We start from the raw sequence: 14,456 nt of genomic DNA on the forward strand, positions 1-14,456 counted from the left end.
GAGAATCCTCTCTTTTTGATCTATTTAGATTAGCTTCGTTTGCCCCAGAACTGATAAAGATCTGTGCGGATGAAACCATTGAAGAGTTTACGTTTCTTAGTAGCTCTTTTGCCATACATCGTCTCAAAGTTTTCAAGAGAAGAAAGCATATAGACAGACCATGATGGGTAAGGTTTCATGATGTTCCCCAATGTAGCGGTTATGTCTTCAGCCTCTTCTAGTTCACCAAGACGTTCTCCGTATGGTGGATTTCCTACTAAAACGCCGTTTTCACCTTCAAGTGAGAGGTCTGCAACGTTGCAAACATTCCAATTGATAATATCTAAAAACCCTGCTTCTGCAGCATTTTTCTCTGCGACTTTTATCATCGCTGGGTCCCAGTCAGAACCTGAAATCATCAGTTTACGATCATAATCTGCGACGTCTTCCACTTCTTCACGCACTCGGTCCCATACGCTTTCAGCCATCCACGGCCACTGTTCGCTCAAAAACTCTCGATTATAGCCTGGCGCTAAATTTTGTCCTAGCATTGCAGCTTCAATCGGTATCGTACCTGATCCACAGAATGGGTCGACAAATGGTCGATCGGGGTTCCATTTTGTCAATTTAACAAGTGCTGCAGCTAACGTTTCTTTTAACGGTGCATCCCCCTGTCCCACGCGATATCCACGTTTGTGCAGACCGGCACCGCTTGAATCGATTGTTAGTGTCACCTTATCTTTTAAGATCGATACTTCCAATTTGAATAATGGACCCGTTTCGTCTAAAAAACCGACACGACCATGAACGGTTTTAAGTTTTTCTGCAATTGCTTTTTTAACAATTGCCTGGCAATCAGGGACACTGTAAAGAATCGACTTAACGGATTTACCTGCAACTGGGAATGTTGCATCCACTGGAAGAAATTCCTCCCACGGCAATTCTTTAGTTTTTTCAAATAGTTCGTCGAAAGTAGTTGCTTTAAATTCCCCTACGATAATTCGGACGCGGTCAGCAATGCGTAACCACATGTTCGCTTTTGCAATTGCATGGGCATCGCCAGAAAAGTAAACTTTCCCATTCTCTGTCAACGTTTCATATCCTAGCGCTTTCACTTCTTCTGCGACGAGTCCCTCAAGCCCCATCGCTGCAGTTGCTACTAATTTGTATTCTTTCATGAATCGTACACTTCCTCTCCACTATTGAATCACTTTATGTACGTACTATATATGAACAAACCTGTTTTCTAACGCAGAAATGCTCTCCATAAATACAGGAGAGCATGATTGTATACATTAAGTACCATCAGGAAATTCGTAAGCCATGTTTTGTTCCCTTGTACTCGAACGGTTTACACCTCGTACTCAGGGTGGTAATCATCTATCTACAGACGATTGTCTGTCCCTTCCTCCGTTCATTTCCTTCGGAAGAGCGCCCCTACCATAATTTGGGTTTCTCACTCGCGGGGTTTACCTCGTTCCACCTGTATCGTTTCCGATACAGCTCCGTCACTGTGGCACTTTTCAGGAAACGTTTTCCATATCCTAAAAGGACTTAGGAATTATTTCCGCCGTCAGCTGAGTAAACAGCGCCCCGGCTTATTTTTTGGCCGGGCACGAACACTACGGACATCTCAGTACCGTGTGAGCATGGACTTTCCTCTCCAGTGTCTTGCACTGCAGCAATTACCTGAATTTCCGTCATGGCTTGATAAGTATACAGTAGAACCCCACTTTCCGCAAGGGAAAGTGGGGTTCATCTTATTCGTTTCCTGAAAGTTTACTTCCAAACACAGCTTTTTCCAAATTAGAAATACGTTTCAGCAGGTCGAAGTTTGTTGTACCAGGAGCGCTCGATGCTGGTCGTTTCTGGACAGTAGATAACTCATTTTGAAGTTCTCCGTTTTCGCGTTCAAGCTCAGCGATCCGTTTTTTAAAACTTTCGTAGTCATGAATCACACTATCTAAAAATAAATCAACTTCTTCCTGATTATAACCGCGCATACCTGTTTTAAACTCTTTTTCAAGAATCGTTTTTGAATCCAATTTAATATCCATTCAACAACGTCCTTCCGTCAGTGATAACTGCTCTAAGTATAGCATATCCTGTCCAATTCTGTCTGCTTACGTCAAGATTAGAAGTGTTAATTTGTCGAGTCCTGCGCTTGCCCGGGAAATAATTTTCTCTTAAGTCTCATTTCCCGTTTTGTGAATTCCGCAATCATACGCTTTGAAAACGATGCAGACAATGAGGAATCACGTGCAAGCAGACCCTTGGCAACTCCACAAAGTTGTAGCGCCTTCGTGCAGTCTTTGTTTTTGTGCTCAAGGATTTTCGCCATTTCCTCAAGTGCAATGATTCGTTCACGTCCAGTCGACTTCGTCATACAGACACCAAACGCTTCTAGTGACTCTTTAAATTTCCCTTCTCTTTTTAAAAGAAACCCAAAATGGAAGTGAGTCGTCGGATGTTGAGTCCCATATTCCTCGATTACCTGCTCTAAGACGGCAGTTGCTCGACTATGTGATTTTAAATCAGCATACCATTTACCAATATTCGTTTGGCTAATCGCAGTTCCTGATAACTCCTCTTGTAAAAGAAGCTCAGTTGAACGAATATACAACGTGACAAGTGACAAAATATCGTACTCATTGTGTAGTAAAATCTTCATCAGCATTTCTGCGCGACCATTTTTCACTGCATCTTGATAGATAATCGGTGCCAAATACCCTGGCATATCGTCTTCCCGCACAAAACCAAGTTGTTCCTCTTCAACTGCAGGCAACTTGAAAGATTCCATTTCATGTTTCCATATGCGTCTGGAACCGTGGAGCAAGTCGATCTGATCGTGCTTCGGCAAAGGAGGGAGTAAGTTCCGATTCATCGTCCACCTGGTATCCAATTGGGGCACATCGAAACTCTTTCCGTTATACATGACAAGCGTAACCGGCTTTTCCCATAATCCAGTCGCATAAAGAAACGCTGCTTCATGAGCAGGACCAGGCAGTACATATTGGGTCATTCTAAAACCGTTGCCTCGTTGCTCGATTAAACCGATTAGAAAAATAAGTGTACCGGTCCCCTTCAAACCCGTAGTTTCCGTATCAAAAAAAAGGAGTCGTTTGTCTGGGTCTGGTGCTAAAGGATGCCGTTCCCCTGAGCTCTTCCATTTTTGCAATGTGGCTGTTAACTCGGTCAATTGATATCTCCCATGTGTATAAGATTCGTCATAGTCCACAACTTTCTTATAAACGGTGCCGTACTGATTGGTCTCTTTTTCGAGACCTGCTGCCATCCACTGTGATTCGTAACTAGGAGATGACGCTTGAACGATCTTTGAGGTTTCTTTCTGAGTTGAGGAGTCAGCTTTAGCCTTTTTCAACAACCCTTTCATCTTCATGAGATTTTGTTCATAGGACACACGCGTCACCGCCTGCCAAACTCTTCAAAAGCTCCTCAGCGCCTAGCTTCAAATTTGTATCAGATTCAGGCGGACCTGTACAAATTGGACAGCCCCCTTCACATTCACATGAACTTACGTGCGAGGCCGCCTGACGAAGCAATGAATGCCATTGGTCAAACATCTTTTCACTCAATCCAATTCCTCCAGGATAACTATCGTAGATGAAAAATGTTGGTTTTCCTGTATGGACCGCTTTCACTTGCGGTACTACATGAATATCAGTTCTGTCACACTGCACAAACAAAGGAATAAAAGATTGCATCGCATGGGCTGCACCGGTCATGGCATCAGTCAAGGTAGCTTCTGTCCATCCTTCAGGCACATCAAATGCTAGCCATGTGGATGCTGTATGGAGCTCTTCTGCTGGCAAATGAATAGGACCAGAACCGATATTGTCATGAGAATCGAATCGAATCTTCTTAAAAATTGTTGGGATGGCAAGAACGGCTAAATCCCCGAAAGCCACCGTCTGCGATTTTTGTTTCTGTTTTTTATCTTCACTGATCACTTTCAGCTCAACAGCTAAATTGGCATCTGTGAAATAATCGACATCCACTTCTGTCACATACGCCTTCTTTTCTTCCCAATCTAGCATTTCAACTTGGAATTGAGTACCTTGGTGCAAATAGATCGCTTCTTCATGTAATAGTGTCATTGCACTGAATCGGTCCATTTCTCCAATGACCGTCGTTTCTTTAGGTCGGGTTTTATCAATAATCACTACATTTTCTTGAGAAGCAGAACGTAAACTTACTTCACTCGCAGGAAAACGCTCTGTCATCCAATGCCAATGATTCCCCGCCAATACGAGAACTCCTTCAGACGCTAAAAATTCCAATAGCTGTTGGACATCGAACTCTGCATACTGATCGTCCATCGAAAATGGCAGTTCAAATGAAGCACACCGTAGATGATCCATGAGAATGACAATATTGTCAGGGTGAATATGCGCTTCCTCTGGTGATCCACCCAATAAGTAATCCGGATGCTCGATGATGTATTGGTCCAACGGCATAGACTGCGCGACATAAATGATAAGTGCGTCATCTTGCCTTCTTCCTGCTCGACCTGCTTGTTGCAACGCACTTGCGATATTACCCGGGTAACCCGTCATCACACAAGCCTGGAGTTGACCAATATCTATACCAAGTTCCAAAGCATTTGTACTGACTACTGTCTTTATCGTCCCATCACGCAGTCCTTTTTCAATTTTACGCCGCTCTGAAGGAAGATAACCTCCACGGTACCCCATGATTGTCTCATCCATCAATTTCTTTTTGGTGAGTTCTTTCATATACGTTACGAGCATTTCTACACGCACTCTGCTTTTCGCAAAGATGATGGTTTGAACCCCTTCTCGATAAAGACGGGAAGCAATATCACGAACTTCCAAGACAGCACTCCTACGAATTCCGAAGGTTTCATGGACAACGGGTGGATTGTAAAACAAAAAATGCTTTTTGCCAGCAGGTGCTCCGTTATCCGCAATGAGCTCCATCGAGGAATTCGTCAAGTTTTCCGCCAGTTGTTGAGGGTTTGCTATGGTTGCAGAAGTACAGATGAACACCGGATTGCTTCCATAATATGCACAAATTCGTTTTAAGCGTCTTAACACATGGGCAACATGTGTACCAAACACTCCCTTATACGTATGCAATTCATCAATCACGATATACTTCAAGTTTTCAAAAAGTGATACCCATTTTGTATGATGGGGCAAAATACCGGAATGCAGCATATCCGGATTAGTTAACACGATATGACCTGATTTACGAACCTTCGTTCTAAGACCTGGTGCAGTATCTCCGTCATACGTATAACTTAGAATCGTTTCTCCGCTCGCTTCAATAAGTTCATGTAGATCAGCTAGTTGATCCTGCGCAAGTGCTTTTGTTGGAAAGAGATACAATGCTCGCGAGGCTTCATTCTCCAATATGCTTTGAAGAACAGGTAAATGATAACAAAGTGATTTACCTGAAGCCGTTGGAGTTACCGCTGTATATGATTTTTTTTGTTGTGCGAAGTCGAATGCTTTCCGCTGATGGCTATATAATTGATAAATCCCTTTATGTGAAAGAGCCGTTTTTAATGAAGGATGCAATTTCTTGGGAAATGGAGCATAGATGGCATCTTTTCCTTCCGTAACTTTATAATGCTTTACATTCTTCGCAAATTCCGGATCTTGTTTCAACTCATCAATAACTGATTGGAGATTTACGTTATTTGCCATCTCCGCCCTCCTCTTTCTCTTTAACTAATGCGATACGAACGGTATTCAATGTATAACTGGCAGATTGAATGGATTGAACAAATCGCTTCTTCCCTGTCTTTTGATAAAAGGATTGAACGGTAAATTGTTTCATCAGATCATTCAGCGTTGAAATTTGAATAGGACGTACGTATTTCGGCCGACTTGTACGAATCCATTGTTGTACGAGTTCGTCCCATTCATCTATCATCCGATGCCAGTGATCGGCATATGGTTTAACTTCTTTATAAAAGTCGGGTTCGCGATTTTCATTTCGCATGTCGCTATGCCGAACTAAGCATTCATCACACACTTCAAGTAATTGTTCTGTTAAATGCTGTAACCTCATACTACTTGTCACCTTTCTACTACTTCTATTTTAAGTTTATCAAATTAGTGCTTTTAGTTCCAACATTGACGAACGTGCATTCCTCTCTAAAAGAGAGAGCATTTTATAGTTTGCAACCTAATCAACGTTTTAACGTCTCAATATTGTGGTATGATACACTGATGATGTGAGGTGAGTATGTTGGCGATACGCTATCCAAATGGCAAAAAATATATACCTACTACAACGAATACTGCTGCCAAACCAACTTCATTATCTTTCAGCAATCGAGGGAAAACGTTGGAAGATGAACTAAATGACAGTAACGAGTATTATACTAGTAGAGGGATCGCAGTCATTCATAAAAAACCCGTACCTATTCAAATTGTAAACGTCCGTTACCCGGCTAGAAGTGCAGCAGTAATTACTGAAGCATACTTCAAGACCGCTTCCACAACTGATTACAACGGCGTATGGCAAGGGAAATATGTCGATTTTGAAGCGAAGGAGACGAAAAACAAAACTTCTTTTCCTTTACAAAATATACATGATCATCAAGTTGAGCATATGTCTCAAGTACACAAACAAGGTGGTATTGCATTTCTAATTATCCGTTTTTCTCTCTTAGATCGCTATTTCGTCTTACCTTTTAGAAATTTCATCGGAACATGGACGAGGATGATTGAGGGTGGTAGAAAATCGATTACTCTTTCTGAACTTGAGGAATTATCGGTCGAAATACAGCCGGGCTATCAACCACGTCTAGACTATTTGAACGCTTTAACCGGTATAGTTGAACAAACAACCGGCGAACGAATCGAAAGGCAGGAATCCTAATGGACAATAACACTCCAAACTCAAGGACCGCACGCAGACAACAAGCAGAGGCGGAACAGAAATCGTCACGGAAACATAAAAAAACACCTAAAAAGAAAAAAGGTCTCGTTAAGACCATATTGAAAGCAATCGTCGTTATCGGGTTACTATTCTTCGTGGCAGGTGCAGGATTATTCGCCTATTATGCGAGTACGGCACCAGCATTAGATGAAAGTCTACTTAAAGATCCGCTATCTTCCAAAGTATTAGATCGTAACGACAACGTTATTTACACGACTGGTAATGAAAAGCGAAAATATATACCATACGACCAAATTCCTAAAGAATTAGAAGACGCAATTCTTGCAACGGAAGACTCTCGTTTTTACAAACACCATGGAATTGACCTATGGCGCCTTGGTGGTGCTGTCCTTGCCAATTTTAAAAGCGGTTTTGGCTCTCAAGGGGCTTCGACCTTAACACAACAAGTTATTAAAAACTCATTCTTCACGAATGAAAAAACATTAAAGCGAAAAGCACAGGAAGCATGGCTAGCATTTAAGCTAGAACGAAATTATTCTAAAGAAGAAATTTTTGAAATGTATTTCAACAAAGTTCTCATGTCAGGTAACAAATATGGATTTGGTACAGGTGCTGAGTACTTTTTCGGAAAAGAGTTAAATGAACTGGAGCTTTCTGAGATGGCAATGTTAGCAGGGATGCCTCAATCACCAAATGCTTACAATCCATTCAAACACCCGGAACGTGCACAAAAGCGCCGTGACATCGTATTGAGACTCATGAACCAGCATGACAAGATTACAAAAGAAGAAATGGATACTGCAAAAGCAATTCCAGTCACTGCTTCTCTTCTTCCTGAAGAAAAACGCGAGAAACCAATGGATATTAAATACCAAGCATATATTGATATTGCTATGGATGAACTCCAAAAAGCAGGATACAAAGATATTGAGGCAGATGGGGTTACCATTCAAACTGCCCTCGATCCAAACGCACAAGAAGCTGTCGAAAAAGCACTTGCAGATTCTAGTAACTTTGAATCAGATACAATTCAAGCAGGTATGACAGTTGTCGATACCAAAACAGGCGAGATTGTGGCAGTTGGTGGAGGACGTGATTACAAATTATTTAACCATAACTATGCAAGCGACCAAAAACGACAGCCTGGGTCTTCCATCAAACCAATTTTAGACTATGGCCCTGCAATTGAATACTTGAACTGGTCGACTGGTCAGACAATCGTAGATGAAAAAACAAAAGGTATAAAAGCAAATAATGTCGATGGTAGATTTAAGGGTCCAATTACCATGCGTCAAGCAGTGTATGAATCCCGCAACATTCCAGCGATTAAAACATTTGAAGAAGTTGGCACTAAAAACGCTGCTGAATTCGCAAATTCACTAGGGTTACCAGTTAAGGAATTATATCAATCCGATGCAATTGGTGGAGCTAAAAATGACTTCTCTACTCAACAAATGGCTGGAGCATTTGCTGCATTCGGAAACGAAGGTATCTACAATGCTCCCCATGCAGTGAAAAAAATAATTTTACGAGATGGTAAAACTGAAATCAATCTTGCTCCAGATCCAGTTTCCGCGATGAAGGATTCCACCGCTTATATGGTGACAGATATGCTTCGGGACGTGATGACAAAACCAAATGGAACTGGAACAAAAGCAAACATTCCTGGAATGGACATTGCGGGGAAAACGGGTACAACCAACTATTCAGCTGCAGACAAAAAGAACTACAACATTACTGGCCAATACAGTGTTCCTGACTCTTGGTTTGCAGGATATACAACCGACTATACGATCGCCGTTTGGGGAGGACATGAAAAACGAAATGAACCAATTGTCGGCTTCCAAGGCGGACGTGATATGCCTAAAGTGTTATTCCGTCAAGTGATGAGAGATATCACTTCTGGCAACTCTCCTAAGAAATTCAAAAAGCCTAGCTCTGTTGAAGAGGCTGCAATTGTCGCTGGATCTCAACCACTTCAGTTGGCAACTAACAGCACACCAAGCAACTTAAAAAGTGATGAGCTATTTGTTCGTGGAACTCTTCCTGAGCGCACATATGTAGAGGAAGAACCTGAGGAAGAAGTGACGGAACTTGAAGCGCCTACTGATTTAAGTGCAGAATATGACGCCGATAATCAGGAAATCGACTTAAGTTGGAAACACAATGAACCTGATTCTGATGATTTTGATGGCGATGTATCATTTGCAATTTCAGTTTCTGTAGATGGTGGAGGTTCCCAATCACTTACTGAGACAAACGATAATTCCTTCACATTCGGGAATGTCGAACCGGGTCATACGTATACGTTCTCTGTCATTGCAAAAGCAAATGATCTTGTTAGCTCCCCTGCTTCGACAACGCTTATGATTCAGGCAACTGAAGAAGAAGTACCGGAAGAAAATCCTGATGATGAAAACCAAGGGGACTCTGATCAGGACAATGGGGATGACGGTCAAAATAATGGATCGAACAATGAAAACAATAATGGAAATAACAATAACGGAAACAATAATAATGGCAATGGGAACAACAATGGGAATAACGGAAACAATAATGGCAACAACGGCAATGGTTCAGACGGAAATAACTCCGAAAATAATGGAGATGGTAACAGTGGTGACGACTCCGGTGGCGTCAGCAGCACCCCTCCGAATAAGTCGGACTCCAATACAGCTAGTTCGTCGAAACCTTCTGCGACCAAGCCAGATGATACAAAGACATCAGACGAAAACTAACAACAAAAACAGCGACTTCGTAAATACGAAGTCGCTGTTTTTTTAATTGGTAACAAATCTGGCAATCTTCTTTCTTAATTCCGTATAGAGCAAACTCAATTGAATGAGCGCAAAAGGACTTACTACCTTATCCTTGATGAATTGAAGGCGCTCTTCCCCATTCAATGGTTCCATCTTTGTACGACGATCAGAACCACCGACTGGTGCACATACCTCTAATAATTCTTCATAATTAGCAATGGCAATCGCCATCGACTCAGAAGCATTGGATTGCTTCTGGTCATAAAGCTGTTGAATTTCAGGTTTTAGAGACTCCCATTTATCAAAGTAACTCATTACTTGGTCTTTTGTTACAGTGGGTTTGGAATTATCCATTATTCTTCATCCTCTTCTTTCCTTCTCGACATACAGAAAGCAGTGGACATTCCGGACAGTTCGGTCTTTGGGCTTTACAGTGATATCGACCGAAGAAAATAAGTTGATGATGCGTCTGTGTCCACCGTTCTCTTGGTGTCCACCGCATTATTTTCTCTTCCACTGCCAAGACTGAGTCTTTCCATCGGTTCATTGCCAAACGCTTTGCTACACGTTCAACGTGTGTATCGACAGCAAGTGCAGGAACACCAAACGCATTTGAGACTACAACATTCGCCGTTTTCCTTCCCACTCCTGGGAGTGTTGTCAGAACGTCGCGATCTTCAGGAACTTCCCCTCCGAATTGAGTTAGAAGCATGAGCGACAACGCTTGGATATTTTTTGCTTTGTTCCGATAGAGACCAATCGAACGAATGTCTTGCTGCAATTCTTCGATTGGAACTTCCAAATAATCTCCTGGCGTTTTGTACTTCTTAAACAACTCTGCAGTTACACGATTGACCAGCACGTCCGTGCATTGAGCGGATAAAAGTGTCGCAACGACCAATTCAAAGGCATTTTCATGTACTAGCTCACAATGCGCATCTGGAAACATCGTATCAATTTCCTCTAAGCAATAGTGCCACTCGGTTTTTGTTAACATTTCACTCACCCATCCCGATCTTCAAGCCAGTTGTAAAGAGGAACCCGTTTCACAGTTCCTTGTGCTTTTCCCTGTCGAATAGATTGCGTAGAGGAGCGAAAGGCTTTGGTTTGTTTTTCGACATCTGCAAGTGTCGTTACGTTTTTCTTTTTCCATTCAAACAAAATGCGATCGATATAACGCATACTTAGTTTCTGAGCAATTACAGCCTCTTTTAAAGCCGCTTTTATAATATCAATGCCGTGATGATCTTGGTCAATCCACATCGCAATCGTTTCACATTCCATAGGAGAAAGAAGTCGTCCGAATTCTTGTTCGAAAATGTGAAAGATTTGCCCTTCTTCTTCCTTCTCTTTTGCTTCAACTGTTTTATTCTGACTCCCGATTTCACATTCCAAAATTGCTTCCCATAAGGGAACTAGTGAAAATTGTTCAAACAGCACTCCATTAGAATCACTAGTTTGGGCAATTTTCAAGTATCCCTTTTGCATGAGACGTTGCAATACTTGGGATACCTCGTTCTCTGTAAGGTTCATCCGTGATGAAAAATCGGAGGGCGTCGGAAACTCAATCTGTTGAGCATGGTAGGCTTCCATTTGTAAAATGAGCATGGCATCCGAATCTTGGATACCTAGTTTTTTATACGAGTTAAAAAAAAGCTGGGGAATAGTTACATTCCCCTGCTCAATCCACATTCGGAGCCGTTCATCTTGTTGCATAAGGCGAACTCCTCCTTGTTGCATTATTAAGGATACAGACGGTTGAGTAGACGTGGGAACGGAATTGTTTCCCGCACGTGCTCGACTCCTGAAATCCAAGCGACAGTACGCTCTAATCCAAGACCGAAACCAGAGTGAGGCACTGCACCATATTTACTTAATTCTAAATACCATTCGTATGCAGAAGCATCTAACTGGTGTTCTTCAATACGTTGCTTCATAAGTTCATAGTCATGAATACGTTCAGATCCACCAATGATTTCTCCATATCCTTCAGGGGCGATCAAGTCTGCACATAGCACAACATCATCACGATCAGGATGTGGTTGCATGTAGAACGGCTTAATGCCGATTGGATAATTCATGATGAATACAGGTAGATCATAACTTTCCGCAATTGCTGACTCATGTGGCGCTCCAAAATCGTCACCCCATTGAATATCATCGAATCCTTCTTTGTGAAGGAACTCAATTGCATCGTCATACGTAATACGTGGGAACGGCGCTTGGATTTTTTCCAATTTCGAAGTATCCCGACCTAAACGCTCTAGCTCAAGCTTGCAGTTTTGAAGTACAGATTGAACAACGTGTGCCACATATTGCTCTTGTACCTCTAAACTTTGCGCATGTTCTACGAACGCCATTTCAGGCTCAATCATCCAAAACTCGATTAAGTGACGGCGAGTTTTCGACTTTTCAGCTCGGAATGTTGGACCGAATGAAAATACTTTACCAAGTGCCATCGCAGCAGCTTCCATGTAAAGCTGACCTGACTGTGAAAGATAAGCATCCTCATCAAAGTATTTAGTGTGGAACAACTCTGAAGTTCCTTCAGGAGAAGAACCTGTCAAAATAGGTGGATCGATTTTGATAAATCCATTCATGTGGAAGAATTCATACGTCGCACGAATAATTTCGTCACGGATTTTCATCACTGCATGTTGTTTACGTGAACGTAACCAAAGATGACGGTGATCCATCAGGAATTCTGTTCCGTGCTCTTTAGGCGTGATTGGATAATCTTCTGCTACTTTAATCACTTCTATTCCTTTGACTTGCAGTTCATACCCAAAGCTTGAACGCTCGTCTACAGTAACCTCACCTGTTACATACAAAGATGTCTCTTGTGTTAAACCTTTTGCAGTAGCAAATAATTCTTCACCAGCATCTTCCTTAACAACAACCCCTTGTACAAAACCAGAGCCATCACGTAATTGTAAAAATGCAATCTTGCCGCTTGACCGTTTGTTGGCAAGCCATGCACCCATTCGTACTGTTTCGCCTTCATGATCAGGCATTTCGTGAATCATAATCGTTTTCATAAGAGCCTCCAAATTTTTTCTAGGTTCTTGTACTTCCTAGTCAGTTTTCCTTCAGTCGTTCCATTTCTCTTTTACAAATTGGTCTATACGGCGCACAGCTTCTTCTAACAACTCAATAGAAGTCGCGTATGATAATCGGATAGTTTCTTCTGAACCGAATCCGCTACCTGGTATGACTGCCACATTTGCTTCTTCCAGTAATGCTTTTGCAAACTCATCCACGTTCTCGTAACCTGTATGCTTCACAGCTTCTGATACGTCTGGTAGCAAATAGAATGCACCTTGTGGTTTGACTGTATGGAATCCAGGAATTTCCTGAATCTGCGGATAAATACGATCTAAACGAGCGCCAAAATCTTTCCGCATAATTTCCACTGCATCCTGTGAACCATTATACGCTTCGATTGCCGCATATTGTGAAGTAGTCACAGGATTGGATGTCGAATGGCTAGCAAGATTTGTCATCGACTTTACGACTTCTTCTTCCCCTGCAATGAACCCAATACGCCATCCTGTCATAGAATGTGATTTTGAAACACCATTAATGATAAACGTGCGCTTCTTAGCATCGTCTGACAAAGTTGCAATGGAAACATGTTTTGCCGTTCCATATACGAGTTTTTCATAAATCTCGTCCGAAATGATCCAAATATCATGTTCCTTACATACTTCCGCAATCGCTTTTAGTTCTTCTTCTGTATACACCATTCCTGTAGGATTACCAGGAGAGTTAAGGATAATGGCCTTTGTTTTTGCTGTAATTACTTGCTTAACCTGACTAGCTGTCACTTTGAACTCTGCATCTGCAGCTGCCTGAACGACAACAGGCACTCCGCCTGCAAGTTTCACTTGTTCCGGATAACTCACCCAATAAGGTGCAGGAATGATCACTTCATCTAATGGGTCTAGAATCGTTTGGAACAATGTGTACAACACATGCTTAGCGCCAATTCCAATCATAATTTCAGTACGCGCATACGTTAAGCCTTGATCTTTTTCCAGCTTCCCAATAACTGCATCCTTTAGAGCAGGAAGACCACCAGATGGTGTGTACTTGGTCTTGCCTTCTTTCATAGAACGCCATGCTGCCTCCAGTATAGGTTCAGGTGTATTGTAGTCAGGCTCTCCTGCACCAAGACCAATTACATCAATACCAGATTCTTTCATTTCTTTCGCTTTAGCTGTAATCGCCAAAGTTGTTGAAGGTGAAAGTGTAGTTACTCTGGATGCTAATTGCTTCGCCAAGTCCATCGCTCCCTTTACCAGTGCGTTCATGCACTTCCTATAAGTTTAATATTCGTTTTTGCCACTGTCCATCTGAAAATGAGACATACACGTAATTCAGTTTATTGTCCTCATTTTTGAATGCGACTTCCCATACAGCAGCATCGTCTTCCTCTCCCAGTTTAACATGGATGAGTTTGTTGACGTTCATTTCTTGTTTGACCGAGGATAATGCTTGTTTTGCGGTTATTCCTTTTTCAAGAGAAATCACTTTCATATCCTCGTCTGATTTCACCTTCTCGTCTACAAAAACGGCTTTTGAAACACCTTTTGCATCTTTTCCATAGACCACTGTAAGCGACGTTGTGCCATTGTACACTTCAGCCCGATCTGCTTCTTCTAAAAGACCCGCATCCAATACTCGATTGGTCGCATTTTCTTTTAATGTAGAAGCAGGTTCATACGCTTTGTAAAAGACAAAAGACGTAAAAGCTAGTGTTAGTGTGAAGAGAAAAACGACGAAAAATTTTATCCAGTTTATCACTATTTCACATCCCAC

13 protein-coding genes and 1 other RNA gene are annotated in these 14,456 nt (G+C 41.9%); 2 read left to right on the forward strand and 12 right to left on the reverse strand.

What is annotated here, in order from left to right:
- Positions 1-29: 29 nt before the first annotated feature.
- The 6 genes from N693_RS0111080 to N693_RS0111100 form a co-directional block, all read right to left on the reverse strand.
- Complete coding sequence (locus N693_RS0111080; protein ID WP_025784847.1) at positions 30-1,157, reverse strand: class I SAM-dependent RNA methyltransferase; 1,128 nt, start codon at positions 1,155-1,157, stop codon at positions 30-32.
- Between the two features lie 135 nt (positions 1,158-1,292).
- Positions 1,293-1,676: RNase P RNA component class B (gene rnpB, locus N693_RS19995), an RNA gene on the reverse strand.
- Between the two features lie 63 nt (positions 1,677-1,739).
- Positions 1,740-2,036: a cell division regulator GpsB gene (gene gpsB, locus N693_RS0111085; protein WP_025784848.1), complete on the reverse strand. Its 297-nt coding sequence runs from the start codon at positions 2,034-2,036 to the stop codon at positions 1,740-1,742.
- An 86-nt stretch (positions 2,037-2,122) separates the two neighbouring features.
- The gene (locus tag N693_RS0111090; protein WP_025784849.1) at positions 2,123-3,400 is read right to left on the reverse strand and encodes a ribonuclease H-like domain-containing protein; all 1,278 of its coding nucleotides are present in this window, start codon (positions 3,398-3,400) and stop codon (positions 2,123-2,125) included.
- Positions 3,390-5,672, reverse strand: a complete 2,283-nt coding sequence (locus N693_RS0111095) for a DEAD/DEAH box helicase (protein WP_025784850.1) — start codon at positions 5,670-5,672, stop codon at positions 3,390-3,392. Before N693_RS0111095 ends, N693_RS0111090 begins: the two co-directional genes overlap by 11 nt.
- Positions 5,662-6,039 carry a YppE family protein gene (locus tag N693_RS0111100; protein WP_025784851.1) on the reverse strand — a complete coding sequence of 126 codons (378 nt, stop codon included), beginning with the start codon at positions 6,037-6,039 and terminating at the stop codon, positions 5,662-5,664. Before N693_RS0111100 ends, N693_RS0111095 begins: the two co-directional genes overlap by 11 nt.
- A 180-nt stretch (positions 6,040-6,219) precedes the next feature.
- Between N693_RS0111100 and recU the strand changes: the two genes are divergently transcribed.
- Both recU and N693_RS0111110 read left to right on the forward strand, forming a co-directional pair.
- Complete coding sequence (gene recU, locus N693_RS0111105) at positions 6,220-6,855, forward strand: Holliday junction resolvase RecU (protein WP_025784852.1); 636 nt, start codon at positions 6,220-6,222, stop codon at positions 6,853-6,855.
- On the forward strand, positions 6,855-9,614 hold the full coding sequence (locus N693_RS0111110; RefSeq protein WP_025784853.1) for a penicillin-binding protein 1A: 2,760 nt from the start codon (positions 6,855-6,857) through the stop codon (positions 9,612-9,614). Before recU ends, N693_RS0111110 begins: the two co-directional genes overlap by 1 nt.
- 42 nt (positions 9,615-9,656) lie before the next feature.
- Here N693_RS0111110 and N693_RS0111115 read toward each other — a convergent pair whose 3' ends face one another.
- The 6 genes from N693_RS0111115 to N693_RS0111140 are packed head-to-tail and all read right to left on the reverse strand — an operon-like array spanning position 9,657 to position 14,441.
- Entirely contained in the window at positions 9,657-9,989 is a 333-nt protein-coding gene (locus N693_RS0111115; protein ID WP_025784854.1) for a YpoC family protein, read from the reverse strand.
- Positions 9,982-10,632 (reverse strand): endonuclease III, encoded by a 651-nt coding sequence (gene nth / locus N693_RS0111120; RefSeq protein ID WP_025784855.1) that lies wholly within the window; start codon positions 10,630-10,632, stop codon positions 9,982-9,984. The genes N693_RS0111115 and nth overlap by 8 nt, the downstream gene beginning before the upstream one ends.
- Positions 10,633-10,637: 5 nt before the next feature.
- Positions 10,638-11,351, reverse strand: coding sequence for a DnaD domain-containing protein (locus tag N693_RS0111125; protein WP_025784856.1), 714 nt, complete (start codon positions 11,349-11,351; stop codon positions 10,638-10,640).
- 26 nt (positions 11,352-11,377) lie between these two features.
- Positions 11,378-12,673, reverse strand: a complete 1,296-nt coding sequence (gene asnS, locus N693_RS0111130; protein ID WP_025784857.1) for an asparagine--tRNA ligase — start codon at positions 12,671-12,673, stop codon at positions 11,378-11,380.
- Between the two features lie 51 nt (positions 12,674-12,724).
- The gene (locus tag N693_RS0111135) at positions 12,725-13,918 is read right to left on the reverse strand and encodes a pyridoxal phosphate-dependent aminotransferase (protein WP_025784858.1); all 1,194 of its coding nucleotides are present in this window, start codon (positions 13,916-13,918) and stop codon (positions 12,725-12,727) included.
- 37 nt (positions 13,919-13,955) lie between these two features.
- Positions 13,956-14,441: a DUF5590 domain-containing protein gene (locus N693_RS0111140; RefSeq protein WP_025784859.1), complete on the reverse strand. Its 486-nt coding sequence runs from the start codon at positions 14,439-14,441 to the stop codon at positions 13,956-13,958.
- Positions 14,442-14,456: the final 15 nt, after the last annotated feature.

This window comes from Sporosarcina sp. D27 (genome assembly GCF_000586555.1).
Classification (GTDB): Bacteria; Bacillota; Bacilli; order Bacillales_A; family Planococcaceae; genus Sporosarcina.